General features: G+C 43.4%; 25 protein-coding genes. 15 read left to right on the forward strand and 10 right to left on the reverse strand.

Annotation, left to right across the window (positions count from 1 at the left end):
* Nucleotides 1–2: 2 nt before the first annotated feature.
* A complete protein-coding gene (locus ACLD71_RS10735; protein WP_137672150.1) occupies nucleotides 3–653 on the reverse strand; it encodes a peroxiredoxin-like family protein in 651 nt (216 codons plus the stop codon).
* A gap of 168 nt (nucleotides 654–821) precedes the next feature.
* Between ACLD71_RS10735 and ACLD71_RS10740 the strand changes: the two genes are divergently transcribed.
* A complete protein-coding gene (locus ACLD71_RS10740; RefSeq protein ID WP_411994696.1) occupies nucleotides 822–1394 on the forward strand; it encodes a TetR/AcrR family transcriptional regulator in 573 nt (190 codons plus the stop codon).
* Nucleotides 1395–1399: 5 nt separating this feature from the next.
* Here the strand turns inward: ACLD71_RS10740 and ACLD71_RS10745 are convergent, their stop codons facing one another.
* Complete coding sequence (locus ACLD71_RS10745) at nucleotides 1400–2107, reverse strand: SDR family NAD(P)-dependent oxidoreductase (protein ID WP_137672147.1); 708 nt, start codon at nucleotides 2105–2107, stop codon at nucleotides 1400–1402.
* A gap of 178 nt (nucleotides 2108–2285) precedes the next feature.
* Nucleotides 2286–3542 carry an OmpP1/FadL family transporter gene (locus tag ACLD71_RS10750; protein WP_137672146.1) on the reverse strand — a complete coding sequence of 419 codons (1257 nt, stop codon included), beginning with the start codon at nucleotides 3540–3542 and terminating at the stop codon, nucleotides 2286–2288.
* 298 nt (nucleotides 3543–3840) lie between these two features.
* Here ACLD71_RS10750 and ACLD71_RS10755 point away from each other — a divergent pair, with 298 nt between their 5' ends.
* The 5 genes from ACLD71_RS10755 (at nucleotide 3841) to ACLD71_RS10775 (ending at nucleotide 5731) form a co-directional block, all read left to right on the forward strand.
* On the forward strand, nucleotides 3841–4137 hold the full coding sequence (locus ACLD71_RS10755; RefSeq protein ID WP_411994698.1) for a Dabb family protein: 297 nt from the start codon (nucleotides 3841–3843) through the stop codon (nucleotides 4135–4137).
* A gap of 147 nt (nucleotides 4138–4284) precedes the next feature.
* The gene (locus ACLD71_RS10760) at nucleotides 4285–4521 is read left to right on the forward strand and encodes a DUF333 domain-containing protein (protein ID WP_137672144.1); all 237 of its coding nucleotides are present in this window, start codon (nucleotides 4285–4287) and stop codon (nucleotides 4519–4521) included.
* Nucleotides 4522–4600: 79 nt separating this feature from the next.
* Nucleotides 4601–4966 (forward strand): hypothetical protein, encoded by a 366-nt coding sequence (locus tag ACLD71_RS10765; protein WP_137672143.1) that lies wholly within the window; start codon nucleotides 4601–4603, stop codon nucleotides 4964–4966.
* A 19-nt stretch (nucleotides 4967–4985) separates the two neighbouring features.
* A complete protein-coding gene (locus ACLD71_RS10770; RefSeq protein WP_411994701.1) occupies nucleotides 4986–5345 on the forward strand; it encodes a hypothetical protein in 360 nt (119 codons plus the stop codon).
* Nucleotides 5346–5347: 2 nt separating this feature from the next.
* Nucleotides 5348–5731: a VOC family protein gene (locus tag ACLD71_RS10775; protein ID WP_411994852.1), complete on the forward strand. Its 384-nt coding sequence runs from the start codon at nucleotides 5348–5350 to the stop codon at nucleotides 5729–5731.
* 22 nt (nucleotides 5732–5753) lie between these two features.
* Here the strand turns inward: ACLD71_RS10775 and ACLD71_RS10780 are convergent, their stop codons facing one another.
* Nucleotides 5754–6518 (reverse strand): SDR family NAD(P)-dependent oxidoreductase, encoded by a 765-nt coding sequence (locus tag ACLD71_RS10780; RefSeq protein ID WP_411994703.1) that lies wholly within the window; start codon nucleotides 6516–6518, stop codon nucleotides 5754–5756.
* Nucleotides 6519–6625: 107 nt separating this feature from the next.
* Here ACLD71_RS10780 and ACLD71_RS10785 point away from each other — a divergent pair, with 107 nt between their 5' ends.
* On the forward strand, nucleotides 6626–6961 hold the full coding sequence (locus tag ACLD71_RS10785; protein ID WP_137672140.1) for a winged helix-turn-helix transcriptional regulator: 336 nt from the start codon (nucleotides 6626–6628) through the stop codon (nucleotides 6959–6961).
* Nucleotides 6962–7037: 76 nt separating this feature from the next.
* Entirely contained in the window at nucleotides 7038–8486 is a 1449-nt protein-coding gene (phrB, locus tag ACLD71_RS10790) for a deoxyribodipyrimidine photo-lyase (RefSeq protein ID WP_411994705.1), read from the forward strand.
* 32 nt (nucleotides 8487–8518) lie between these two features.
* Here phrB and ACLD71_RS10795 read toward each other — a convergent pair whose 3' ends face one another.
* The 3 genes from ACLD71_RS10795 to ACLD71_RS10805 form a co-directional block, all read right to left on the reverse strand.
* Nucleotides 8519–9706: an OmpP1/FadL family transporter gene (locus ACLD71_RS10795; RefSeq protein ID WP_411994707.1), complete on the reverse strand. Its 1188-nt coding sequence runs from the start codon at nucleotides 9704–9706 to the stop codon at nucleotides 8519–8521.
* Between the two features lie 227 nt (nucleotides 9707–9933).
* Nucleotides 9934–10212 (reverse strand): hypothetical protein, encoded by a 279-nt coding sequence (locus tag ACLD71_RS10800; protein WP_201798692.1) that lies wholly within the window; start codon nucleotides 10210–10212, stop codon nucleotides 9934–9936.
* A 6-nt stretch (nucleotides 10213–10218) separates the two neighbouring features.
* On the reverse strand, nucleotides 10219–10500 hold the full coding sequence (locus tag ACLD71_RS10805) for a pyrimidine/purine nucleoside phosphorylase (protein WP_411994709.1): 282 nt from the start codon (nucleotides 10498–10500) through the stop codon (nucleotides 10219–10221).
* Between the two features lie 87 nt (nucleotides 10501–10587).
* Between ACLD71_RS10805 and ACLD71_RS10810 the strand changes: the two genes are divergently transcribed.
* From ACLD71_RS10810 to ACLD71_RS10820, 3 genes are all read left to right on the forward strand, one after another.
* Nucleotides 10588–10842, forward strand: a complete 255-nt coding sequence (locus tag ACLD71_RS10810; RefSeq protein WP_137672136.1) for a DUF3820 family protein — start codon at nucleotides 10588–10590, stop codon at nucleotides 10840–10842.
* A 272-nt stretch (nucleotides 10843–11114) separates the two neighbouring features.
* Nucleotides 11115–11327: a cold-shock protein gene (locus ACLD71_RS10815; protein WP_137672135.1), complete on the forward strand. Its 213-nt coding sequence runs from the start codon at nucleotides 11115–11117 to the stop codon at nucleotides 11325–11327.
* Nucleotides 11328–11543: 216 nt separating this feature from the next.
* Nucleotides 11544–12008, forward strand: coding sequence for a TIGR02444 family protein (locus ACLD71_RS10820; protein WP_303509617.1), 465 nt, complete (start codon nucleotides 11544–11546; stop codon nucleotides 12006–12008).
* Nucleotides 12009–12011: 3 nt separating this feature from the next.
* Here ACLD71_RS10820 and ACLD71_RS10825 read toward each other — a convergent pair whose 3' ends face one another.
* Both ACLD71_RS10825 and ACLD71_RS10830 read right to left on the reverse strand, forming a co-directional pair.
* Nucleotides 12012–13799, reverse strand: coding sequence for an ABC transporter ATP-binding protein (locus ACLD71_RS10825; protein WP_411994712.1), 1788 nt, complete (start codon nucleotides 13797–13799; stop codon nucleotides 12012–12014).
* Between the two features lie 106 nt (nucleotides 13800–13905).
* A complete protein-coding gene (locus tag ACLD71_RS10830) occupies nucleotides 13906–15255 on the reverse strand; it encodes a DEAD/DEAH box helicase (RefSeq protein WP_137672132.1) in 1350 nt (449 codons plus the stop codon).
* 285 nt (nucleotides 15256–15540) lie between these two features.
* Between ACLD71_RS10830 and ACLD71_RS10835 the strand changes: the two genes are divergently transcribed.
* Nucleotides 15541–18462, forward strand: coding sequence for an HD domain-containing phosphohydrolase (locus tag ACLD71_RS10835; protein WP_411994715.1), 2922 nt, complete (start codon nucleotides 15541–15543; stop codon nucleotides 18460–18462).
* A 2-nt stretch (nucleotides 18463–18464) separates the two neighbouring features.
* Here ACLD71_RS10835 and ACLD71_RS10840 read toward each other — a convergent pair whose 3' ends face one another.
* A complete protein-coding gene (locus ACLD71_RS10840; RefSeq protein WP_411994717.1) occupies nucleotides 18465–19709 on the reverse strand; it encodes a diguanylate cyclase in 1245 nt (414 codons plus the stop codon).
* A gap of 249 nt (nucleotides 19710–19958) precedes the next feature.
* On the opposite strand from ACLD71_RS10840, the gene ACLD71_RS10845 reads away from it, so the two are divergent.
* The 3 genes from ACLD71_RS10845 to ACLD71_RS10855 all read left to right on the forward strand — a co-directional run bounded on the left by ACLD71_RS10845 (nucleotide 19959) and on the right by ACLD71_RS10855 (nucleotide 25164).
* Nucleotides 19959–20585: a LysE family translocator gene (locus tag ACLD71_RS10845; protein WP_411994719.1), complete on the forward strand. Its 627-nt coding sequence runs from the start codon at nucleotides 19959–19961 to the stop codon at nucleotides 20583–20585.
* A gap of 28 nt (nucleotides 20586–20613) precedes the next feature.
* On the forward strand, nucleotides 20614–24399 hold the full coding sequence (locus ACLD71_RS10850; protein ID WP_411994721.1) for a DUF748 domain-containing protein: 3786 nt from the start codon (nucleotides 20614–20616) through the stop codon (nucleotides 24397–24399).
* A 69-nt stretch (nucleotides 24400–24468) separates the two neighbouring features.
* Nucleotides 24469–25164: a TIGR01621 family pseudouridine synthase gene (locus tag ACLD71_RS10855; RefSeq protein ID WP_303509635.1), complete on the forward strand. Its 696-nt coding sequence runs from the start codon at nucleotides 24469–24471 to the stop codon at nucleotides 25162–25164.
* Nucleotides 25165–25180: the final 16 nt, after the last annotated feature.

Raw genomic sequence — 25180 nt, forward strand, 5'->3', positions numbered from 1 at the left:
GCTTAGTTGTTGAGTGACGTTAGCACTGGCAATAAGTCACTAGGCTCTTGGCGTTTGGTGTAATCGGCTTCTACAAACGCACTGGCTATGCTGCCGTCTTGAGCAACTACAAAGGTGGCAGCAAGCGGTAAATCAAATTGGCCAGCGCCATTATGTTGCTCTACTTCAATACCAAAAGATGAGTAAATTGGGCGTAATTCCTCAGGTAGGGCAAATACAATATCTAAGCTTTTGGCATACTCTGCATTTACATCAGACAATACTTGAAACTGTAACTCGTTTTTCTCGGCAGTGCTTAGCGAGGCGTCTGGTAGCTCTGGAGTAATGGCAACTAAATTAGCCCCCAGGGCTTTTATTTGCGGCAAAATTTGCTGGTAAGCACGCAGCTCTAAATTACAGTAAGGGCACCAGCCACCGCGGTAAAACGTTACAACAAGCGGACCGTCTTTTAATAATGCGTTTAGTGATACCTTCTCGCCGTTTTGGTTGGCGAGGGTAAAGCTAGGAAGCGCTTGCCCTTGCTGCGGGGTATTTGCTGCTATGTTACTTTCGCTTAAATTTTTAGTGGCCTGTTTCATCACTTGCTGAACGTCTAAGGGCGCTTTTTGGATGAAAGAAGCAATGTAATCGGCGATCTCTGTTTGCAAACTCATGATAATTCCTTTGTTCTTAAGTTGTGATGATTTCTTGAATGAACATTCAAACATCACTTGAATGATCATTCAAGTTAATTTTGAATGATCATTCAAAAAGATGCTTGTTGCTAACACACAAGGTATACTTGATGCGCACAGCTAAGCGTAAAGGCGAATACATCCAATATGGCAAAGATGCAGTTTCAACGAGAGCAGGTTCTAGAGCAATCCGCTAATTTGTTTTGGCGAGTGGGCTATCACGCCACCTCTATGCAGCAAGTATTTCAGCACACAGGCCTAAAACCGGGCAGTGTTTACTTGGCTTTTGGCAACAAAGAGGCTTTGTTTAAAGAGTCATTAACGCATTATTGCCAAGCTTCGCTGCAAGGTATTCAAGCGAGTTTAAGTGCTGCTAGCAATATTGAATTAGGCATCTGTCAGATCTTGGAGAGCATGTTGGAGCAGTCTCTTAACAGTGATTACTGCAGCTGCTTTTTGGTAAAGAGCCAGTTGGAGTTAAGCGACGAGCCCGAGCTGCAAACTCTGGTGAGCGAACAACTACAACAAATTGAAGCTCTGTATAGTGAGTTTCTAATGCACATTTATGATGAGCCAGAGGCTAAGGCTAAGGCCTGTAGTCTGATGCTGCATATCTTTGGTATTCGCGTTTATAGTTACCACCAAGGTAGCTTAGAGAAAATGCGCCAGGCGCTGCAAGTAGGTTTACCTTGGTTGCCTTGGCCGAACATACAGCATTAGGGCAACTACCAGCCTATTTGGCTGCCGTCCCATGCCCAAAATTGACCGGTATTTTCTGGTGTCAATTCAACTAATTTTTCAAGCAATAAGCTGGCGCTTTGTTGGCTAGACAGTAACTTGCCGGCTGGCACATTTCGTTGGAAAGGCTTTGATAACTCGGTATCCGTTGTACCGGGATGCCAAGCGATAACGCATACCTTGGGGTGGCTGCGTAGCCATTCTATTGCAATGTTTTTGAGTACCATATTTAACGCTGCTTTAGCGCTTCGATAGCTGTGCCAGCCACCTAAACGGTTATCACTTATTGAACCGACCTTAGCCGACACACTCACAAACTTAGCGTCATCACTTGTTTTTAATGGCTTGGCTGCGTATTTGGCTAGCAGCAAGCTAGGTAAAGCATTTAACTGCATACTTAACATGAAGTTGTCTGCTTGGCATTGTGACAAGCTTTTCTCTGGCTTTAGTTGCTGAGAGTGCAATACGCCTGCGCAGTTAATTAGCCAATCAAGCTGATCTATTTGTTTGAATAAGCCCGCAATTTGCTGTTCGTCGCTTAAATCCAGTTGCTGCCAAGTAAGTTTGGGGTGAGAAAAGTCTTGCCTGTGTGTATGCCACGTAGCGGTAATGTGCCGTACATCTGCTCTTTGGCATAAGAGTTTAACCAAGGATAAACCTATGCCACCGCTTCCTGCTATTACCACTACTTGCATTTATAACAACTCATAGAATTACACTCATACTATGTATACGCAGTAGTCGTGAGTTTAGTTTATTAAGGTGGTATTAGTTGAGAGGTGAAAGTGAACTAAAGTTGCGGGAGTGGCTGACTATTTATAATGGGGAAAATAGAATGGTAAGCCTTGCACTTACCATTCATTTGGGTCAGTTTTAGAACAAGTGGCTGTACTGCATAGAGTAGTAAACAGCGTCTGAACGGGTGTGACCAACCACGGTGGAGCTTGGTAAACCAGCACCTGCTAGCACACTACTATCTTCCAGTACTTTAACATCCTCGCCACGAACCAAAGCTACACCAAAATCAATACTGGCATTTTTGTTTAAGTGATAGCTAGCACCAGCGGTATACCAGTTACGGTCTGAATCGGGAATTGATAGTGAACTAACTTCATCTACTACGCCTTTGTCGTGCATGTAACCCGCACGGGCCGTCCAGTTTTGGTTAATTGTGTAAGTACCACCTACGCTAAACAACCAAGAGTTTTTCCAATGGTAGCTTTTAACCGTAGCGTCTGGCGCAGAACCGGTAACAGTAATGTGGTCAAAATCACCCCAGCTAGTGTGCTGTGCAGTGTAGTGAACCGCCCACTTGGGGCTTAGCTCGTGGTAACCGGCTACTTGGAATATATTAGGTAGTGGGATATGAATCTCTTCATAACTTTGGCCTAAGTAGTTAACTTTACCATCAGCTTTAAAGGTAGGGCTGACACGGTAGCTCATGCCTAAACGGTTTCTATCATTGATTTCGTAAGTTGCGCCAACAATTCCACCTAGAGCCCAGCCATCGGCTTCAACATCTACTAAGGTTGTTTGACTCAGAGGGTTATCAGTGATTTGACCTTCGCGTTTTAATTTACCTTCGCCGTAAATTAAATCGAGGCCAGCACCAATGCTGAACTGTTGGTTGATGCGATAAGACACACTGGCATTGAAAGTTGAGGTGACAATTTCAGTTTCACCCAATAAATCTACCGGCGTTACTGGTGCACCTGTATTGTTTAGTGAGCTAATATCTGTGCCAGTACCAAAATTACTAAAGGCGCCAACACCAACGGCAAAGGCATCGTTAATCGGGTGGATGTAGTAAATGTTTGGAATCACTTTATTGTCGGCAGCATCATCTTCGCTACCGTAGTTAATTGTGCCACCTAACGCGCTAACATCTTTAATGGTAACGTCTACGTCGGCGTAAGTTAAACCAAGTGATAAGGCTTTGCGGTCAAACATCGCCATGGCGGCAGGGTTACGTGACAATACCGAAGCATTGTCGGCGATAACGGCGTCACCAGAAAATGCGCGACCTATACCGGTTGCAGATTGGCTGTTTAGTTGGAAGCCTGCTGCAAGGCTGTGGCCGGTAACAAGTGAAATGCTGATGGCAAGTAGACTTAATTTACGTTTATTCATAACTACTGGTCTCTAAGAGGAGTGCATTCAGTTCGCTAGGCGTAACTGTTTTGTTTTATTTTTGTAATATTGGCGCATCTTAGGCAACTGATCAGTCCTCTACAACTCCGACCAGAGCAAATATTCTAATATTGAAATGCTTGATAACAGCATAAATAATTGGACTTAGCCCTTTAAATACAAGGCTTTCAGCAGTTTCGTTTTTTAATAGTGTGTTTTTTGTTCGCTTTTTAGTGCTATTAACAATTCGCTAAACTTTGAGATCATAAGCAAAATGCATTTTAGTCAGGAGTTAAAAATGATCCGTCACATTTTACTGTTTAAGTTTAAAGCTCACGCGAGCAAAGCTGATATTAAAGCAGCACAGCAAGACTTTTTAACGATACCATCAAAAATTGAAGGCGTGGTTGAGGTGGAATGGGGAACAAATAATAGCCCTGAGGGTTTAAACAAAAACTACGAATATAGTGTGGTGATGACTTTTGCTAATGAAGCGGCGCGCCAGCGATATTTGCCTCACCCCGATCACGACTTGCTAAAGCAACACTTTGTGCCTTTATTGGAAGACATTATTGTGTTTGATTACAGCACCTAAGAGTATGCTGAACTAGGTCTTACCACTTGTTTTCATTTGCCTATTCACTTGTTGCTGTGTTTTTAATCAACTATGATGGCGAAATGCTACAAGCTAGTATATTTTTACTTAAAGTGTCTAGTTAAATCTAAGCTATGGTGATGGTCGATGTTGCGATTTAAGATACTGTTATTAACTGGGGTGTTTGCCGCGTTAACGGCTTGCGATTCCGAGCAAGAAAACTCCTCGTCGGTTAGTATGGCTAACCCTGCTTCAGTCTATTGCGTAGAGCAAGGCGGAGACCCTCAAGTAGAGCAAACCAAAGAAGGTGAAGTCGGTTACTGCCACTTTTCTGATGGCAGAGTTATTGAGCAGTGGGAGTTTTACCACGCCAGTTTAGACTAAGACTCAGATTTATTACTCTCTTCCTTAATTCGGCTTTTACTTGGTTTATTATTACCTGTCTATGGTGAGGAACTAAGAAATGCCGTATCGCTATTATTCTCTATTGTGTACATTGATTAGTATTAGTTCACTGGTGAGTTGTGCCCCTCAAACATCGCCTATTAAAGGTAGCTTTGTGTTTGGTCACGAAGCGAGAGAGTTCATTCCCTGTGGCGGTGAAGCGTTGTGGTGGCAAGCAGAGCCTTTAGTCACTGCAGAGTTACTGGAGTATTACCGCGCCAATATTGCTAAACCTTATCAAGCTATTTATGTGACCGTGCAAGGCGAACGCCTAGCAGCTCAGGTTGATGGTTTTGCCAGTGAGTATCCTGCCGTATTTGAGATTAATAGGGTGATAGACTGGCAGCTTACGGTTCCAAGTAACTGCCAAAGTCCCCAATACTAAAAACATAATAAGGATAGACATGACGCTAGTTTTTAAATGGCTGTTTGGCTTAATCACGGTTGCTACCAGTGGCGTTAGCTTGTTGGTATTTGGCTTAAGCTGGTGGCCGTTGGTATTTGTCTTCCTAGGTTTGTTTGTTATTGCTTCTAACTATTGGCAAAGTATTGATTATATTGCGACTCTGTTGGCGCGACTGGGTGGCGTGTTAGCATTACTGGGCATTGCCTTATTGCTGATTGCAGCCAATGTGGGTAGCTCCTTTCATCTTTCGCCTAGCTACTGGGTAATGATTGGCCTGATGTCGCTGATGGCTGTTTCGGGCTGTAGTGGCTTTTTCTGGGCGCTATCACTCGATCCAAGCACTTCAAAGCAGGAGTAATGATGTTTAAAGCCTTTCATCATGTTGCAATTATTTGCTCAGACTATTCACGCTCGAAACACTTTTATAGTCAGATACTCGGTTTGCACATTATTGCTGAGCATTATCGCGAGCAGCGTGACTCTTATAAGTTAGATCTAGCGCTACCAAGCGGTGAACAAATAGAATTGTTTTCCTTTGTGGGTGCGCCGCCGCGACCGAGCTTTCCTGAGGCGCAAGGCTTGCGCCATTTAGCTTTTGCGGTAGATAACATAGCGCAAGTTATTGGCTATTTGGAGCAACAAGGGGTAGAGGTTGAACCCGTTAGGGTTGACCCCTACACCAACAAGCAATTTACCTTTTTCAGTGATCCTGATGGCTTACCATTAGAGCTCTATCAGCAGTAATCACTTTTTAGATTAAGGCTGCTTAGTTTCTTCCTGCCATCACTCCGCCGTCTACATCCCAAATTGCGCCGGTTACCCAACTGGCTTTGTCACTGAGCAAAAAGCTGACGCTGTTGGCCACATCATCTACGCTGCCAATGCGTCCAATGGGATGAAAAGCGTCAAAGCTAGCCAAACTTTCATCTAAGGCTTCTGGGGCGATAAAAGCATGGTAAATCGGCGTTTTTACTACTGCTGGTGCCACTGCGTTTACGCGAATATTAAATTCGGCTAACTCCATGGCAAGATGCTGAGTTAGCGCATGCAAGCCAGCTTTAGCCATCGAGTAGGCTGAGGACGGCGTCGCTTTTACAGCTTGGTGTGCCCACATTGAGCCTATATTTACTATGCTTCCTCCGCCATTTTTTACCATATTTTTTGCTACTGCCTGGCTAATAAAAAATAATGCCTGATTCAATTGCATGTATTGGTGGTAATCGTCACCACTGTGCTCTAAAAATCCAGTAGGTTTAAAGTAACCCGCGGCGTTTACTAGCTGGTCGATAGCATCAAAACCTTCGATTTTTTCTATTAATGCTGAAACATCGGCGGTTTGGTACAAATCAGCTTGCCAGGTGTGCACCTCACCTAAAGCCGATAACTCCTGTTTGGCTTGGCTGAGTTTATCTGCTGAACGCGCCACAATAATTACCGACTTTTTTTCTGCCAAAAGCTGTTTTGCTGTAGCGAAACCTATGCCGCTTGATCCACCAATAATTAACGCAAAAGACTGAGTGCTCGGGTTCATGACAATTCCTTTAGAAGTGTTTGAGTTCCGCTTCATCTTATGGAACATTGGGCTATCGAGAAAAGTAGGCACAAACCAGTACCCTAGGTACTTTTGAGTACATCTTAATGAAAAATAAAGAATTATTATTTTCACGAAAATCAGCACCAGAACGAAGTGCCCGCATGGTTGAGACTATTTACGGCTGCAAATGGTCGTTAACAGTGTATCAATTGTTAGCCAGTGGAATTAATCGCCCAGGGGAAATGGTGCGAAATGTAGAAGGCTTAAGTACTAAAGTGCTAAACGAATGTTTACGTAAAAATCTGGAGTTTGGTATTTTGAAGCGAATTGAATACTCAGAAGTCCCGCCTAGAGTTGAGTACCAAGTTACCGAGTTTGGCAGCAAGTTTTTACGCATTCTTGAGCAATTAGAAGATCTACAACAAGAGATCGCCTTATGATTAGTAGTCTAATCATTTGATCCCTTAAGAGTTTACTTACGTTTTTAACGAATAGAATTAAGCGAAAAGGTATCTAATGAGCGTCCAAATACTGTGGTTTAGAAATGACTTACGGACTAAAGATAATCACGCCCTAAGCACTGCTGTCGCCAGTGGCAAGCCCGTCATAGCTATCTATTTGCTTTGTACCAAACAATGGCAGCAACATCATCTAGCTCCCATTCAAGCCGATTTAATTCTACGCCGCTTAGCTCAACTTCAAGACGATCTCGCGTCACTTAATATTCCCTTATTAGTACATCAGTTAGATAGCTTTAAGCAGGTTCCTCAATCCTTAGTGGAGCTGTGTGAGCAGTATCAAGCTGCTGACGTACATTGCCATTATCAATACGAGCTTAATGAGCAGCGCCGCGATGAGGCGGTTGAACAGATATTACAAGCTCAGCAAACTAGTTTTCATCAATACCACGGCGAATGCGTGATGAAGCCCGGCACTGTACTTACTCGAACGGGTGAGAGCTTTAAGGTTTTCACCCCGTTTCGTAAGGCCTGGCTAAGTGGTTTAACTGAAGCTGAATTTAGCCCATTAGCCACTCCGCCTGCGGTGGATAAACACCTTCTACCAGCAAGTTTTGTTGAGTTACTTGAAAGCAAGCCCTTACTAAGGTGTGATTACCCACTGGTTGATAGCAGTCACTGGGCTTGTGACGATAAGCAGATTATTCAACAGTTACGAGATTTTAGCGCCAGTAAAGCTGCCGACTATAAGACTGCCCGTGACTTTCCCGCACAAGCTGGCACTAGCAAACTTTCGGCTTATTTGGCCTTAGGCATGCTTTCTCCTAGGCAGTGTTTAGCGCGATTGTATCTGGATCATCCGCGTTGTTTAGAGGCCCAAGAAGGCGGCGCATTCACTTGGTTAAGTGAAATTGTGTGGCGAGAGTTTTATCGACACTTAATTGCCGCTAACCCTAGATTGTGCAAAGGGCAAGCGTATATAGCGTGGACTGAGGCAGTTAACTGGCAACACGATGAACAGCTACTAAAAGCCTGGCAAGAGGGCAGAACCGGCTACCCAATAGTAGATGCTGCAATGTTGCAGCTTAAGCAAACAGGCTGGATGCATAACCGTTTACGAATGATTGTGGCAAGCTTTTTAACGAAAGATTTGTTAGTGAGTTGGCGAGAAGGTGAGCGCTGGTTCATGCAACATTTGATTGATGGTGACTTTGCTTCTAATAACGGTGGTTGGCAATGGGCTGCGTCTACCGGTACAGACGCACAGCCTTATTTTCGCATTTTTAACCCTACCACTCAGGCACAACGTTTTGACCCAAATGGCGACTTTGTGCGCTATTGGTTGCCAGAGCTGGCAGAGGTGCCAGGAAAACATGTCCATCAACCGCATACTTGGGCGGAGAAGAACGCCACCTCAGTCAATTACCCTATGCCGATTGTTGATCATGCCATTCAGCGAAAGTTGGCTTTGAGCTTGTTTGAACAAGCCAAAAGCCAAGCGCAATAATCCGCAGTACATGTGGCTAGCGGTGCTTGATATTAAAAGCTCACCGCAAAACCTAAGAAGTGCATATCCATATCAAAGTGACCGACTAAGTTTTTGCTAGGTAACACTTGTTGGTTTTGGTTAACTTCTGGCGAGCCTAAATCAGAGTACTCGTAGAAAAAGTCCACTGGCACTTCGTTAATCAAAGTACTTAGCCCAACCGAGTAGCGAATTTGTTTGTCTACCGGTAAATCGGGGGCTTGATACTGAGCGTCGTCTAGTGGAGAGGTTTCGTAAGAGAAGCCAAACTTTATCCGCCAATCTTGGTTAATTTGGTAATCAGTACCCACAGCCATGGCCCAAGTATCTTGCCAGTTTCTGGTAATGCTTTGGTCTGAAGAGGCAATGATCAGCTCAGTACTTTTAAAGTCGCTCCATTGGTACCAAGATAGGGTGCTGAATAAGCGCCAATCTTGATTTAGCTGGTGGCTAACATCTGCGCGGGCAAACGCTACCGCATCAATGGCCATTGAGTAATCAGCATTTTGATTGAGGTAAGACACATTGTCGTTAAATTGGTGTTCAAGCTTTGAGCGATAACTGATACCAGCAATGGTGTCTTGGTTGAATTGATAAACTAGACCAAGGTTGTATCCAAACGCCCAGTCATCGGTTGGGGTCATGCTTAAGGGCTGGCCTAGTAGTTGGCTGCTCATATCAATAGAGGCGTAGTTTGCTTGAATACCCGCAGCGATAGATAATTTGTCGTTCAGCTTGTAGCTTAGCGAAGGATTAAGTTGCAGCGTCACTAGGCTGGTATCAACCACTTGCGTAGAGCCTTTCCAGCCAGAACCGTAATCTAAGGCTGCCCCACCAATTGTGGTAAAGGCAACGCCAGCGGCCCAGTCTTGGTTTAGCGTCTTGTTATAAAACAAGCCTGCTGCACCTAACCAACCACCAGAATCACGAGAGTTGTCGCCACTGTCTTCATGATCGTAATAGGTATTTGAGAGATTTAAAGCTAAGCCGTTTACCGTGAATATATCTCGGTCCATAAACGACATAATGGCTGGATTCGCCCAAATAGCGGCAGAAGATTCGCGATACACACCATCACCTGCTCCGGCAGTACCTAAGTTGGCGTAAGAAGCTTGCGGAAGGTGATAGCCTCCGGCAAATAGGTAACTAGAAAAACTAGCGAGTAAAACGCCGCATAAAATTGCGCGAATCATAGTTAACATGAAGTGGCCTATAAGATGTTTGATTGTAGTTGTGCCTGTTCAGGTTCAGGCCGCGCGGAGTGTAAAGCAAACAGAATATAATGCTGAAAAATAGATCACTATGAATCAATAAAAGCAGATAAGTTGATTGAAACGGTGGTTTTTGGTAGTTGAAGAAGGGAGGGAGAAGAGTCTATTATTAGCCGTTAGCCGTTAGCCGTTAGCCGTTAGCCGTTAGCCGTTAGCCGTTAGCTGCGGCGTAAGCGGACTACCTTCATTATCTCGAATTCAAAGCCGGCTCGAAGTTGCTGGCTGGGGTAATAACTTAAATTGACTCTAGCTCCGGTTAAATCTTGATAGCGTTGTTTTCGTTTGTAAATAAACGGTACATCGTAGCCGCTTATCATGATGGTATGTAAGACCCAGTCGTCTTGCTCACGCTGTACGTGAGAAGACACCTTCATGTCTTCTGAATGAATTAACTGAGGGCGCTTTTTAAGCAGCGTTTCTGGATCTTTTTTTATCATGAAAACTTAGCCGTATACGCACAAATAGGCTGTTTCAGTCGGTACTTTTACCTGAAACTTTGCATTGCCGCTAACATTGAACTGTTGACCGTCTTTGTAGCTTGTCCAATCACTTTCGCCTGGTAATTTCACAATCAACTCACCAGCAACAACTACCATTAACTCTGGCTCCGCAGTGCCGAATTCATATTCACCAATTGCCATTACACCTACCGACGTTGGCTTTTCTTTGCCGGTAAAACCAATAGATTTCACTTGTCCGCCAAAGTATTCGTTGTTCTTCAACATTACATTTCCTTGTTTGAATCGATTGTGCAAAACAGCAGGCTAGCATAATGTGGAGGCATTTGGATCGACCAATGAGTTATTTGCACAATGAATGAACAGCTAAACGCTAACGAGCCTTTTGATAAAACTATGTTACTAAAAATTGCTCGCCATAAAATGCCATTTGGTAAGTATGCAGGGCGAGAAATTATTCGCTTGCCTGAAGAGTACTTGCTGTGGTTTGTAAACAACGATGGTTTTCCAAAGGGAGAATTGGGTGAGTTAATGGCATTAGCCCTTGAAATTCAAATAGCTGGCTTGGAAAAGATCATTTGGCCACTTATGAACTCAAAATCGGATTAAAATTCATCTACAACTGGTTGTTTTTCGCCCATCTCTTTGCTAGCGTGTTATTTCTAAATGCTTTTGTTTAGCACTTTAATCAAAATTTAACACTTTATTGATGATTTGAGGCTGATCTTATTGAGTATTTAGTAGAGAATGTAAATCGCTGTTGCAATGCTTGTTGATATACCAAAGGTTTTGGCCATTCTAGTTTTAGGTTGGGTTAACTTTTTGTCGCTGGCTTGCCTAGCTAATACGTTAATTTGCACTTGAAATATGAGAGGACGATAATGTCAGGTCAGGTATTATCAGGAACCGTTAAATGGTTCAATGATGAAAAAGGTTTTGGTTTTATTGCACAAGAGAAAGGTCCGGACGTTTTTGTTCACTTTCGCGCTATCAATGGAGACGGTCGACGTACCTTAACTGAAGGTCAATCGGTAACTTTTGAAGTTGTTCAAGGCCAAAAAGGCCCTCAAGCTGAAAACGTAACTGCCCTATAAGCCACGCAGTTGTCAGTTTCAGTTAAAACGCTATCTACTTAGATAGCGTTTTTTTTTGTTTACACCTACGACTAATGTTGAATAGTTTGCGTGTTGTCAGGCACTTAGCGGCTTTGTTAAGCTGCTGCACAAGTAAAAAGAAAGATTTTAAGCCGTTCGGGTCTTTATAAAGCGCACTACTTGGGCTTTATAAGTTTGTATGGAGTAGGGTAGGCCGTGATTTCAAAATCTTGTTTGGTTCCTGAGCTGCAAAGTATTGCTGATAACTTTTGGCATTATTCTGAAAAAGTATATTCAAGGCCGGAAGTTAAACAACATTGTTTATGGTTGCAAAACCAACATCAGCGTAATGTGAATTTGTTGTTGTGGTTGAGCTTTTGCCAACAGCAGCGCTGGACCGTTAATTTAGAACTATTACTTACCCAAATTCGCAGCAGCGAACAAAAACTCAGTGATTTTCGGCAACACCGCCAGGCCATGAAGCCCCATCTTAGTGAACGTCAGTACCAATTGTTATTGAAACATGAGCTTAAACTAGAGCGCAGGCAGCAACAATTACTGGTATTAAGTCAGCAGCGCCACCCTGGCGGACAAACCGCAGAATTAGCGCTTAATACTTATATTGAGCAGCCCGAGGAGGCGGCTCAATACTTAAGTACTTTGAAAGCAGCCTTGCAATAGGGCTTAGTTTTGGTGTTGATATAGGGTTTGGTATAAGCCTGCTTGTTGTATCAGCTCTTGGTGCTCTCCCGCTTGACTAATTTCGCCATCATCTAATACATAGATAAGGTCGGCTTGTTTAATCGCACTTAGGCGGTGGGCGATTATTAAGGTGCTGCGGTTATCTAAAAAGCCTTGAAGGTTTCTATGTAACTTGGCTTCGGTATCGGTATCTAAGGCTGAAGTCGCCTCGTCTAATACCACCACCTGCGGTTTAGCTAAAATCATTCTGGCAATGGCTAAACGCTGTTTTTGGCCTCCAGATAAACGAACTCCGCTGCGACCCACTATGGTGTTTAGTTGCTGAGGAAGCTTTTCTACGGTGACTTGTAGCTCTGCCAAGCGAAGTGCTTGCCATAGCTCTTCATCGTTGTGCTCGCGTCCCATATTCAGATTTTCGCGCACCGTGGTATTAAACAAAATAGGCTGTTGTAGCACCGTGGCAATATTGCTGCGAATAGTGGAATAACCCACTTTCTCTATGGGGGCGTTATCTAACAAGATTTGCCCACTGTCTTTTTGGTACAGACCTAACAGTAAGTTGACTAAGGTGGATTTCCCTCCGCCGCTTACCGACACAATGGCGACTTTTTTACCTGCCGGAAGGGTAAGGCTTACATTTTTTAGTACTGGCGATTCTTCTGTGTAACTAAAATTGACGTCTTTGAACTGAATATCAAAATTTTGTTTGCTGGCAAAAGGGTCGACTTCGCAAGGGTAGTGAGGTTCTTGTTTTAGTTCAAATAACTGATTGAGTCGTGCCATCGCAGCGTTGGCACTAAAGTAGCTATATTGAATACTTAAAATTTCTTGTACTGGACCCATCATAAACCACAGGTAGCCAAACACCGCGAAGATTTGGCCAACGGTAAGATCAGAAAACACCACCATTAACATCGCTATAGCGCGAAAGATTTCGAAACCCACTAAGAAGATGGTAAAGCTTAAACGGTTTACTGCATCGGTTTTCCAGTGAGAAGCAATGGCATAATCTTTAAGCTCTCCTGCTGCGCCCACCACACGAGAAAAGTAATGAGATTCTCGTTGGGTAGCTCGAAGCTGCTGAATGCTGTCTAGCGTTTCAATTAAGGCTAATTGAAAGGCTTCAAAGGCAGCATTTTCTTTTTTCTTTAAGTCTTTAACATGGCTGCCAAATGAGCGAGAGAAATAAATAACGGCGGGGTTTAGCAGTAAAATGATTAAGCCTAATTGCCAATCAATCCACAACAAAATACAGGCAGTACCAATAATGGTGAGAAGTGCCACTAAAAACTTCGATAAGCTTTCGCTAATAAATTTATCTAGGGTTTCTACATCGGTAATACAGCGGGCACTAATACCACCTGAACCTTGAGTCTCGTATTCTCTTAGTTCTACTTTGGGAAGATGCTCCACAAGACGCTGGCGGATAAGAAAGCTGATTTGCTTACCAATAAAAGTAAACTGCCGAGCTTGCAGTACGCCCACCACTAATGAGGATAAACGCAGGGTGACTACCACTGCCAGAATGCTCAATATATAAGCGCTGGGTTTATGCCAAACCTCAGGCAATATGTTTTGTAGTACTGAAATGGCTTTACCAGGTTGATTCAATAATACCTCATCAACCAGCAGCGGCATCATTAACGGAATGGGTACACTGACCAAGGTCGCCAATAGGGCAATTAAGTGAGCGTAGACAAGGGGCTTTTTATACTGAAATATTTGATGACGAATAGTAGCCCACGTGAATGCGGGAGAGGCTGAGTTCATAAGTTAAATAAGAATCTTTTTCATTTACAATTGTTCCAAGTCTACGAAGACTGCAATGAAAAAGCTAGCGCTAGCCGCAGCTTATCGTTTAGCTGCGGCCTTATTGTTAGGCTTCGTTATCGTTACTATCTATGTCGCTTGGGTTAATAGCTTTCTTTTGACGCACAATCGGTGCGTCACCCATATCGGTGCCTACAGCAAACGTTTTGTTCGATTTAACTTTGGCTTTCCCGACTTTGGCGGTTTTCTTAGGGCTCGCTTTTTGCGGTTTCTTACTAAAGCTAGCTTTGTTATTTGGTGCACGTAAGCCTTTAAACTTAGCCGCTAAACCGTCTAAGGTAATAAACGCTACTTTTTGCTCTAACAAAGCTTCTAAACTTTTGAAGCTATGCCAGTCTTTTGGTCCCACTAAAGAATAAGCTAGGCCTTGATTACCCGCGCGGCCAGTGCGACCAATACGGTGTACGTATTCTTCAACATGTTTTGGCATATCAAAGTTAATCACGTGGGATACCTGAACAATGTCCAAACCACGTGAGGCAAGATCGGTAGTAAATAATACTTTTTGATGACCACGACTGAAATCGTCCATGATCTTGTTTCGCGCTCCTTGGCTTAAGTCGGCGTTTAAGGCTGAGCAACTTAAACCTTGCTCACCAAATGCTTCGGCTAATCGCTGAGTATCTGCGCGGGTAGCAGTGAACACAATGGCTTGTTTTACTGAATCTTGTTTTAAGATCTCTGCTAGCTGCAGTTGTTTGTGGTCTAGGTGATCACTTAATAAAAACTGCTGCTGAATATCTTGGTGTTGGGTAAAACTAAAGCCTACTGCAATCCGTTCCGGGGCTTTCAGTAAGTTTAAGGCAAACTGGTTGATCGCGGCATCATCAAGAGTTGCCGAGAACATTAAAGTTTGACGTTTTCTATGGTTGGCAGCTTTATCAACAATTTTCAGTTGCTCGGCAAAACCAAGATCTAACATGCGGTCTGCCTCATCTAAAATAAGCAGTTCTAAACCTTCTAAGAATAAATGGCGCTTACTTAGGTGATCCGCTAAGCGGCCTGGCGTTGCCACGACCACTTGAGGATCTTTGCGTAACAACTTACTTTGATCATTAAAGTTTTCGCCACCAGTAATTAAACAGGCGCGTGTTTGAGTATTGGCAATTAACAAACGTAGTTGGGCAAATACTTGTTTAGCAAGCTCACGAGTAGGGGTGAGAATAAGCATTCGAGCGTCACGTTTAGATAAGGCTCGAGTCTTTAACATGCGCTGCATGGCAGGTAACAAATAGGCGAGGGTTTTCCCTGAGCCGGTTTTTGAAGAGGCGAGTAGATCTTTGCCAGCCATTGCTGCGGGAATCGCCCGAGTTTGGATTTCGGTGGCTTCAGTAAAGCCAAGGTGTTCAATGGTTTTATTTAGGCGGGGATCTAAGCCAAATTCAGAAAACTGCAAGTTGTTACTCTCAAATGATAAATGTGACTCAGATTATAACCGCAAACGGCGCTGCTCACATTAAGGATCGCCGCTTTATTGCGTTTTAATCTGCGTTTTTATTTTTAGCGAAACAAACATCATGTGACTGGATATACGCATTATCAATTTCAGGAGAGTAGTGGCTGGCCCTAAATCCTTGATTCATTTGATAAGGGTATAAAAAACAACCATTTTTACTTGCTACTCTCGCTAGCGGTTGTCATAGTTGAGTAGTTAGATATTAAGCCTAGCAAAGGATTGAAAATGGTTTCTCTCGCGCAGAAGAGTGCTGATTCGAAGCGGCGCTTTTCATTTCATATTCATTTAGTCAGCGTTATGATCTTGATGCTTATCACTAGCGGATTAGTGATTGGCACCCTTAATTATTTCCATACCAGCGATATTGTGGCTGAAAATCAGGCGCGTGCTTTAGGGCAAGTTGGCCGAGCAACAGTGTCTGAACTTGAAGGCGTGATGTTCCCAGCGCAAAACTTTGTGCATAGCTTGGCGGCTATGGATCTAAAGATGCAGCAAGTGGACAACAGCCAGCAAAGTTGGTTGCCTATGATCTACGCCACGCTAAGCCAACAACGCGGATTATCGGCTGTGTATATGGGGTATGCCAACGGCGATTTCTATTTAGTACGCCCTTTAGACACTCCTGCAAAGCGAGAGTTAGTGCAAGCGCCACAAAATTCTGTGGTATTAGTGACCAAAATCACCAATGGTCAATCAAGCAATAACTTTTACGACGAAGAACTTAAACCTTTAAAAGATCAAATTGAACGTGTTTATCAGCTCGATCCCCGTGAACGGCCTTGGTATCAACTTGCCATGCAAAGCCCAGGTTTGGTGGCCACCGACCCATATATCTTTTACACCACCAAAGAGGTGGGGGTAACCTTTGCCCATGCTAATAAAAATAGCAATATGGTGGTAGGCGCTGATATTACGCTCGCTAGCGTCTCTCAAAGTTTAAATAAAAACCTTATTAGCCCTTCTTCTCAATTGGTGATGTTTAACAACCAATACTCGGTATTGGCCCATCAGCAGCCTTCATGGATAGGTGAAAATCTTCAAATGAATGAAGAAGAAGTGATTTTACCGCGCTTGGATAAACAAGATTTAGGGGTACTTTCTCAACTGGCTGGGCATTTAGATACGGTGGGCTCTGGAAGCTTTATCATTAAAGGTAAGCAGGAAGACTGGATAGGGCAGATTATTAAACTTACCTTAGATGTGAATGCCAGTCGCGAGAACTTAAAAGTAGATAATTATTACCTTGGTTTGGCATCTCCCGAAGATGAAGTATTGATGGATGCGCGAGCGGCGCGCGATCAATCGGTAATTTTTAGTATTTTTATTGTGTTGATTTCTATTCCTATTGCTTGGTACGTATCCAGGTTGGTAGCTAAGCCGCTGCGCGAACTGATGATCCAAAACGAAGCCATTATGGCCTTTGATTTTGATGCCACTAAACAAGTGAATTCGGTGGTGCTAGAGGTTCACCAGCTCAGTCGCATTACTGAGCAGCTCAAGAAAACCATTAAGCAATTTGCCGATGTCTCTACCATGCTTGGTGAAGAAGATAACTTTGGACGGTTGCTTGATAAATGTGTGCAAGAAATGCAGACCATTTTGGATATGAATCATGGGGCTATTTGGTTAAAACAAGACGATAAGTTTGTACTGCAAACCATGGCTCTTGAAGATTTTGAACTACCACAAGAATTTGCTTATACCGATACCTTGTCGCAACCCCTAGTTCAGCAACTATTAGATTCAACGACGTCCTCAACCACCAAATATAAGCAATTTGAGCTTCAAGGGAGCGAGCTTAATTTGGTGGTGTCACCGCTGATTAATCGAGATAACAAATTGGTGGGCATGATCGCTAGCTTTAGTCGCCATCAGGCAAATATCTCGCCGCGAGTATTGTCGTTTATCGATGCCCTAAGCAGTGTAGTTACCATAGCCATTGAAAACAGGCACTTAATTGAGTCACAAAAACACCTTTTGGAAGCCTTTATTAAACTAACCGCTGGCGCGATTGATGCTAAATCGCCGTATACCGGCGGCCATTGCCAACGCGTGCCAGAGCTAACCAAAATGCTGGCGAGTGCTGCAGTAGAGCAACAGCAAGGCATATTCGCCGATTTTGTTATGAGCGAAGCACAGTGGGAGGAATTGTATATTGCCAGTTGGTTGCACGACTGTGGCAAGGTAACCACCCCAGAATATGTGGTAGACAAAGCCACTAAACTAGAAACTATTTATGACCGTATTCACGAGATTAGAATGCGTTTTGAAGTGCTTAAGCGCGATGCCCAATTAGATTATTGGCAAGAAGTAGCTAAAGGCGTTGGCGACGATGAGCAAGTTAAATTGCAGAATAAACTTGATGCTCAGTTAGTGGCATTAGACGAAGAGTTTGCCTTTGTTGCTAAATCTAATATTGGTGGCGAGTTTATGGGCGGCGAAGATGTAGAACGATTAAAGGTAATTGCCCAGCGCACCTGGCAAAGAACCATAGACGATCGCTTAGGTTTATCACATATGGAGTTAGACCGCCGCGCAGCAGTAACACAAAGTTTGCCAGCCACTGAGAAGTTGATCGACGATAAAGCTGAGCACATTATCCACCGCCGCGACGATGAGATTATTACCGAAGATAATCCATGGGGATTCAAACTGAATGTGCCGAAATACAAATATAATCGTGGAGAGCTATACAATTTAAGCATTGCTCGCGGCACTTTGAGTGAAGAAGAGCGCTACAAAATTAATGACCATATTGTACAAACCATTATCATGCTGGAGAAATTGCCCTTCCCAGACCATCTTAGGTTGGTGCCTGAAATAGCCGGAGGCCATCATGAGAAGATGGACGGCAGTGGTTACCCGAAACGCTTAACTAAAGAACAGATGCCTGCCACTGCGAGAATGATGGCAGTAGCGGATATTTTTGAAGCCTTAACCGCCGTTGATCGGCCTTACAAGAAAGGTAAAAACCTAAGTCAGTCGCTAAAAATCATGGGCTTTATGTGTAAAGACCAGCACATCGATGCAGACATTTTCCGCTTGTTTTTGGAATCAGGGGTCTACTTAGAGTACGCCAAGCAATTTTTGAAAGCCGAGCAGATAGACGATATTAATATTAACGACTACCTGCCCGAAACCACTTAAGGTTAATCGCCGACTACAATGTTACGGCCAGCACTTTTTGCATTATACAGAAGCTCATCTGCATGGTTAAGTTGGGATTCTAAATGCTCTTGTAGCTGGTTAGTTACGCCTATGCTCACGCTAATTGATAAGGGCGTATCGTTATAGTTAAATTCGGTTGCAGCGACCTGAGCGCGAAAGGCGTCGAGTAACTGGTAAGCTTGCTCGTTGCTTAAGCCTGCACAGGCTACACTAAATTCTTCGCCGCCAGTGCGGGCAAACAGAAAGTTAGATAAGCCTGCCTTTAATAGGCTAGAAAAGTGAATAAGCACCGCGTCACCCGCTTCGTGGCCGTATTTATCATTAAACTTTTTGAAGTGGTCAATATCTAATACCGCTACCGCAAACTGGCTATTTTTATCTTGGGCACTCTGATGTTGCTTTCTGCCATGTTCGACAAAATAACGTCGATTAGGAATGGCTGTTAGGTAGTCTTGGTAGGCCGCTTTTTCGAGTTTTTCAACTAAGGCTAAAGTGTGCAAACTGTGGTTAACCCGGCACTGAAACTCTTCAATCGAAAAAGGTTTATGTAAGTAGTCATTAGCGCCGTTTTTAATGAACTTGCTCGACACAGTGGCATTATCTGCCGATGACAAACCTAAAATACTAATTCGTCGTTGGCCCATTTCATGGCGAACTTTTTGAACCAACTGATAACCATCCATATTGGGCATTTGGTAATCGCTGATCAGTAATTTAATGTCTGGATCTTGTTGCAAGAGTTCAAAGGCCTCAACGCCATCGATTGCCTCAATCACTTTAAATAAATGGCGTTGTAGTAAGCTACAGATGTGTTTTCTAGCAAGGTCAGAGTCTTCAGCAACCAGCACTTTGGTGTTTTGATTGATGTATAGTTGATTTAGCGTATCAAAGGCTAATTCGTAAGAATAACGGCCTTCTTTTAATACATAATCAACCACGCCTTTGATAATGAGCAAAGACTGAGTTTGCTCATTAAAAGAACCTGACAGCACTACCGTTGGCAGCTTTTTTTCAAGCAGAAAATCAATTAACTCGCCATTGGGGGCATCAGGTAAGTTAAAATCGGCCAGTGCTGCAAAAAAGCGCGTGGGTTGTTCAGCGTAGAGCTGCTTAGCCTGTTCTAGGCTAGATGCAAAAATTGGCTCTAAATGTTTTAAACGGGAAGACAAATGCCTAAGAATTTTTAGAACGGTTGGACTGTCTTCTACAATGAGAACTTTTTGCATAACTTACTTCCCTAGAAACTCGGTTGACTCTAACTACTTGGTCATATAAAGCTGAACTCTATAAAGTGAATATAACAAATTAACAGCTTGAAGCTGCTAAGGTTTTTATTTTATCTAATTATTTAACATAGTTTTATCGTTTTACTAGAGTTGCTTGCAATTGTAGATGGATTTTTCACACTTATGCTGTTTAGTATTGTTTATTATATGGCTTATTAGTAGTCGCTAACTGTAGATAGGGAAAACGCAGTGTATTGGACCGAATTTTTAACCGTTGTGCTTGTTCATCTTTTAGCAGTGGCATCTCCTGGACCAGACTTAGCGATAGTGCTTAAAAACAGCATATCACTAGGGCGTAGAGCCGCTATATTTACTTCTATTGGCGTAGGCTGCGGCATTATGGTACATGTGGTTTACTCGGTGTTGGGTATTGGCTTAATCATCTCGCAATCTATTTGGCTGTTTAATGTTATTAAATGGTTGGGTGCAGCTTATTTGATTTGGATTGGTATTCAGGGTTTACGCGCAAAGCGCCGTAATGACCAAGATATTGAAGCCGAGCAAGGTTTGAGTACAAGTGATGGCAGCGCTTTTTTGAGTGGCTTTATGACTAATGGCTTAAACCCAAAAGCGACTTTATTTTTCTTGTCTTTATTTACCGTAGTGATCAACCCAAGTACCCCAATGCTAGTGCAGTTAGGCTATGGTTTATATATGGTTTTTGCCACAGCGCTATGGTTTATAATGATCTCATGGGTGTTTAGTACCGCGCGAGTTCGCCGTAAGTTTTTGCAGGTGGGCCATTGGTTTGACCGCACAATGGGCGTTGTTTTGGTGGGTTTGGGAATTCGTTTGCTATTTAGTAGTCGAAACTAGTAAGTATTAACAATGTAATGGGAGCGCTATGATCGCGGCCGCATGGATCGGGCAAGTTAAAAAGCGTTGGCAGGGATCAAACCGCTGGCAAAAAGCAGCGGTTTATTTAGCGGCGGTATTTTTTGTTTATTTGGTGTTATCTTTAAGCCTGCTCCCTTGGATCATTAAGCAACAATTAGAAACACAACTTACCGCCAGTAGTGGCCATCCGGTTACAGTGCAACAGGTTTCTTACCACCCCTTAAAAATGTCGTTAACTTTACGTCAGTTTGCTATTCACGAAACGGCATCGGAACAAACCGAGCCTTTATTTAGCTTTGAACGTTTATACATCGACTTTACCTTAAGCTCCTTATTTTACTGGAGTTGGAACTTTGAAAAGTTAGAATTAGATGGTTTGTTTTTCCATTTAAGCCGTTTGAAAAACGGCGCTTTGAATATCGATAGTTTATTTCCGCCTGCTGCCGACGCTACTCTAGCGGAGTCGTCAGCAGATAATCCAACTAGCCCTGTACCTCGCTTACGGGTTAAACAGTTCACTTTACGAAATGCCCAGTTAAAACTGAGTGATAAGCTTCCTGAGGAAGCGGTGGACTTTGCTATATCAGAATTTGATTTATCCCTCAGCGACTTTTATACCCAAAAAACAGGAGACGGCGCCAATGGTTACAGCATTGATGCACAAGTGGGGGAAAAGGGACGTTTAGCGTGGAGTGGCAATCTAGATTTACCTGCCTCTAGAGTCTCTGGAAACGTTAGTTTGGAGCAGTTTCAGTTACCTCATGTTTTTAGCTTTTTACGTCCCTATACCGATTTACGAATTACCCAAGGTGCGGTATCACTCAGTTCCAATTACTTGATTGATTATCAAGAGTTGTTTCAATTTACCACTGAGCAAGGCTCGCTGGAGATTACTGACTTTGAAGTGCAAGCCTTTGAGCAAACACGATCTCAATTTAACGCTTTTTCTTTAAACAATATTGCTTTTAACTTGCAGCAACAGCAGCTTGATTTAGGTGACATATCGCTATCTGAAGGCATGCTGAGTGCGAGCTTCGATAAGCATTCACAATTGGATTGGACTGACTGGTTTCATTTTGAAAAATTACTGGCAGAAACTCAAACAGATGAGCCCACTCAAGAGCAAAACGAGCCGGAGTTAATAGAGCAAACTACTGAAGAACCGCAAAGCTCACCTTGGCTGATTTCTTTAAATAGCATCACCGGAAACGCTTTTACATTTATTTTTGGCGAATCCTGGTTAGGGCAGCAGAAAACCCATTCGCTAAGTTTACAGCAATTGGAAGTAGGGCCATTCTCTAGCGATATGCAGCAAACCACCGAGTTGTCTTTGCAGGCAAAGTTGTATCAAGCTAGTTCCTTAGACGCTCGATTCAGTTTACTGGGTTTAGAGCAGCGTTTAGCGGGCGAGTTTAGTTTAAGTGATTTGCCTTTGACCCAATTAGAGAAGTGGTACGCTCCGTTTGTTCAGCTGCAAGTGGACAGTGGTGAGCTAGCGCTAAGCAGCCATTTAAGCATCGGTTTTGCAGACGACTTTTTGCTAAATACTGAGCAAGGTAAGGTCAGCATATCTAAGTTAAGCTTAACGGCGCCTGATGGCCCCGAACAAGAAGCGTGGTTAGCCTTAGAGGCTCTCTCTGCTCAAGCCATTGATGTTGACTTAAGTCAGCAAAACGTTGCCATTGGAGAGATCACCAGCCAAGGCTTGGCTTTAAAGGCCAGCATTGATCAAGACGGCAATCTTGATGTACTAGAGCAATTGGGCATAGAGCCAGCAGCTGGCGACCTTACGCAGCCTAAATATCAACAAAATGAACTGACACAAACTGAGCCTAGTCAAACTAGCAAACCAGATTCTCTAACACTTGATACCGAGAATGCAGCTCAAGCAGACGCTGAGTTGGAGACCAACAATGCTGACTGGTTGGTGAGTATTGATGTCATCAATGCCAGCGATTCATCTTTTAGTTTTAGTGAACCTTTCTCCGGTGAAACGCTTAAACATCAACTTTCTGCGCCGTCTATTATTGTTGAAAACATAGCATCGAGCCTGAGCAAGCCAATTAGCTTGGCAGCGACTTTAGCAGCCGCCCAGGGCGGTGAATTGGTTCTTGGTGGTGAGTTTGCGATTGCCGAGAAAAGCGCAGAGTTGGCCGTGCAAATAGACCAGCTTGATTTAGCTTTTTATCAGCCTTATATCGCTCAGTATACCGAACTTAATATGCAGTCGGCGCTGTTTAGCACCGAGATGCAGCTAGGGCTTAATTGGCAAGAAGGCTTTGATATCAACATGCAAGGGCCTTTGAGTGTGAATAAACTGCACTTAAAAGACGCGCGTGCCCAAGCTGATTTACTTAAGTGGGCAGAGTTTAATGTAAGCCGGTTTGCGCTTAATACCGCCGAGCAAACAATTGCGCTTGGTGAGCTTAACTTTATTCAACCCTATTTCTTAATTCAAATCTCTGAAGATTTTTCGACTAATCTCGCCGGCATCGTTAAAAGCAGTGAGCAATCAACTCAGTCTGCGGAACCTTCGGAGCAAGTGGTGTCTTCAGAAGAAGAGTCAGAGGCTTGGCAAATTAGTATTGAGCAAACTCAATTTAGCCAAGGCTTAGTCGACTTTGCCGATTTCTCTTTAAGCCCCAACTTTGCCGCTAAAATAGAAAAAGTCGCCGGTAAAATTGGCCGCCTGAGCCAAGATCCCGATCATCCCGCGGATGTGAGTTTAAGTGGTGAAGTTGATGGTTACGCACCAGTAAGTTTTGCTGGTAACGTTGCGCCGTTGGCTGAACAACCTGCTTTTGATGCTGCGTTAGACTTTAAACACTTAGAGCTTACTCGGCTAAATGCCTATTCTGGTACCTATGCGGGATACGTGATTGAGCGGGGGCAAATGTCTTTGGCGCTGGCTTACAAGCTTAAGCAAAATCAATTGCAAGGCAGTAACCAAGTCTACATTGAGCAGTTGCAACTAGGTAAACGTACCGATAGTGATAAAGCTACCTCGCTACCCGTTGAGTTGGCCATTGCCTTACTGGAAGACGATCAAGGGGTGATTGATTTAGGTTTAGAAGTGAGTGGTGACGTAAACGATCCCGACTTTAATGTGGCGGGTTTGGTATTTAAAGCACTTGGTGGAGCCTTGAAAAAAATTATCACCTCGCCGTTTGCGCTTATAGGCTCGTTGATTGGTAGTGATGATACTTTAAACCAGGTGAGTTTTACCGCTGGCAGTAGCGAGATTGAAGAGCAACAACTTAGCCAACTTAGCCAATTAGCTGAGGGCTTGAAAAAGCGCCCGCAGCTTAAAATTGGTGTCGTGGGCTCTATAAATGCCGCTCAAGATATTCCTGCACTAAAACGTCAAGCCTTGGCAGAACAATTAGTTGCCAGTGCGAATGTAGATATGCCCTTAAACACTATTAACCTCAGTGCCGTGTTAGACAACCGTAGTCTGCGTACGGCGATGGTTAATTTAGCTCAGCAACAGCTCGATGAGGCATCTAGAACGAAAGATCGTCAGCAGATCACCGAAAGCTTAAAAGAGCAACAAAGACTTAATCCCGATAACCTAAATATGGAACTGCACAGCTTGTGGTATCAGCGTTTAGTTGATTTGATTGAACTGAGTGAGGCCGAGCTAGAAGCCTTTGCTGAACAGCGTGCTATTGCCGTGAAAGATGTGCTTACCGAGCTAAATGGTTTGCCTATAGATCGTACCTTTGTACAGCGGCAGGCCTTAGATAAACAAAGTGGAAAAATGCTGGTGACGCTTAGTATTATCGCAGACTAAATACTTGTTTTAGTTGCCTTAAGTAAGCTCCTAAGGATAATGCCAGCAAGTTTTGTAAGGAAATGTAGTATGCAAACTCTTAGCTTGGTGGCTGAGCACGACGACTTCTTGGTAATTAATAAACCAAGTGGTGTGAATTTTCACACTGAATCAGATGAGTTGGGGCTGGTAGAGCAAGCTCGTCAGCAATTCGCTAGCGAGCTTTGGCCGGTACATCGCTTAGATAAGCTTACTTCTGGTTTACTTCTTCTGGCTAAAAGCAAAGTGGCTACGGCACGTTTTCAAGAATTGTTTAGCCAAGGTTTAGTCAATAAATACTATCTCGCCTTAGCGACAAATAAGCCGAAAAAGAAACAGGGTTTGATTAAAGGTGACATGCTTAAAGCGCGGAATGGGTCGTGGAAGTTAGGGCATAGCCAAAGTAAACCTGCTATTACTCAGTTTTTTAGTTATGCCTTGTTGCCTAAGCGCCGTTTGTTTTTACTTAAACCCCATACTGGCCGTACTCATCAATTAAGGGTGGCCTTAAAAAGCCTTGGTTCACCCATATTAGGAGATGTTCGATACAGCGGTGATAGTGCTGAACGCGGCTATTTACATGCTTACGGGCTCACCTTTGATTGGCATGGAGAACAATTACGTTTTCTTGCTACCGGTAATTTAGATGGTGAGTTTGAACGCTTTGAAGTAGCCGAAAAAATAGTCAGCTTGGCTAAGCCCTGGGATATGAACTTCCCAACATTAAGTGGTCCAACTGCCAAATAAAAAAAGAGCCGCATAA

Origin of the sequence: Agarivorans sp. DSG3-1 (assembly GCF_046774965.1) — a bacterium.
GTDB lineage: Bacteria > Pseudomonadota > Gammaproteobacteria > Enterobacterales > Celerinatantimonadaceae > Agarivorans.

What these genes read in the sequence shown, in the direction of transcription:
- ACLD71_RS10735 (WP_137672150.1), bottom strand. Translation starts at nt 653, where the DNA reads ATGAGTTTGCAAACAGAGATCGCCGATTACATTGCTTCTTTCATCCAA.
- ACLD71_RS10740 (WP_411994696.1), top strand. Translation starts at nt 822, where the DNA reads ATGGCAAAGATGCAGTTTCAACGAGAGCAGGTTCTAGAGCAATCCGCT.
- ACLD71_RS10745 (WP_137672147.1), bottom strand. Translation starts at nt 2,107, where the DNA reads ATGCAAGTAGTGGTAATAGCAGGAAGCGGTGGCATAGGTTTATCCTTG.
- ACLD71_RS10750 (WP_137672146.1), bottom strand. Translation starts at nt 3,542, where the DNA reads ATGAATAAACGTAAATTAAGTCTACTTGCCATCAGCATTTCACTTGTT.
- ACLD71_RS10755 (WP_411994698.1), top strand. Translation starts at nt 3,841, where the DNA reads ATGATCCGTCACATTTTACTGTTTAAGTTTAAAGCTCACGCGAGCAAA.
- ACLD71_RS10760 (WP_137672144.1), top strand. Translation starts at nt 4,285, where the DNA reads ATGTTGCGATTTAAGATACTGTTATTAACTGGGGTGTTTGCCGCGTTA.
- ACLD71_RS10765 (WP_137672143.1), top strand. Translation starts at nt 4,601, where the DNA reads ATGCCGTATCGCTATTATTCTCTATTGTGTACATTGATTAGTATTAGT.
- ACLD71_RS10770 (WP_411994701.1), top strand. Translation starts at nt 4,986, where the DNA reads ATGACGCTAGTTTTTAAATGGCTGTTTGGCTTAATCACGGTTGCTACC.
- ACLD71_RS10775 (WP_411994852.1), top strand. Translation starts at nt 5,348, where the DNA reads ATGTTTAAAGCCTTTCATCATGTTGCAATTATTTGCTCAGACTATTCA.
- ACLD71_RS10780 (WP_411994703.1), bottom strand. Translation starts at nt 6,518, where the DNA reads ATGAACCCGAGCACTCAGTCTTTTGCGTTAATTATTGGTGGATCAAGC.
- ACLD71_RS10785 (WP_137672140.1), top strand. Translation starts at nt 6,626, where the DNA reads ATGAAAAATAAAGAATTATTATTTTCACGAAAATCAGCACCAGAACGA.
- phrB (WP_411994705.1), top strand. Translation starts at nt 7,038, where the DNA reads ATGAGCGTCCAAATACTGTGGTTTAGAAATGACTTACGGACTAAAGAT.
- ACLD71_RS10795 (WP_411994707.1), bottom strand. Translation starts at nt 9,706, where the DNA reads ATGTTAACTATGATTCGCGCAATTTTATGCGGCGTTTTACTCGCTAGT.
- ACLD71_RS10800 (WP_201798692.1), bottom strand. Translation starts at nt 10,212, where the DNA reads ATGATAAAAAAAGATCCAGAAACGCTGCTTAAAAAGCGCCCTCAGTTA.
- ACLD71_RS10805 (WP_411994709.1), bottom strand. Translation starts at nt 10,500, where the DNA reads ATGTTGAAGAACAACGAATACTTTGGCGGACAAGTGAAATCTATTGGT.
- ACLD71_RS10810 (WP_137672136.1), top strand. Translation starts at nt 10,588, where the DNA reads ATGAATGAACAGCTAAACGCTAACGAGCCTTTTGATAAAACTATGTTA.
- ACLD71_RS10815 (WP_137672135.1), top strand. Translation starts at nt 11,115, where the DNA reads ATGTCAGGTCAGGTATTATCAGGAACCGTTAAATGGTTCAATGATGAA.
- ACLD71_RS10825 (WP_411994712.1), bottom strand. Translation starts at nt 13,799, where the DNA reads ATGAACTCAGCCTCTCCCGCATTCACGTGGGCTACTATTCGTCATCAA.
- ACLD71_RS10835 (WP_411994715.1), top strand. Translation starts at nt 15,541, where the DNA reads ATGGTTTCTCTCGCGCAGAAGAGTGCTGATTCGAAGCGGCGCTTTTCA.
- ACLD71_RS10840 (WP_411994717.1), bottom strand. Translation starts at nt 19,709, where the DNA reads ATGCAAAAAGTTCTCATTGTAGAAGACAGTCCAACCGTTCTAAAAATT.
- ACLD71_RS10850 (WP_411994721.1), top strand. Translation starts at nt 20,614, where the DNA reads ATGATCGCGGCCGCATGGATCGGGCAAGTTAAAAAGCGTTGGCAGGGA.
- ACLD71_RS10855 (WP_303509635.1), top strand. Translation starts at nt 24,469, where the DNA reads ATGCAAACTCTTAGCTTGGTGGCTGAGCACGACGACTTCTTGGTAATT.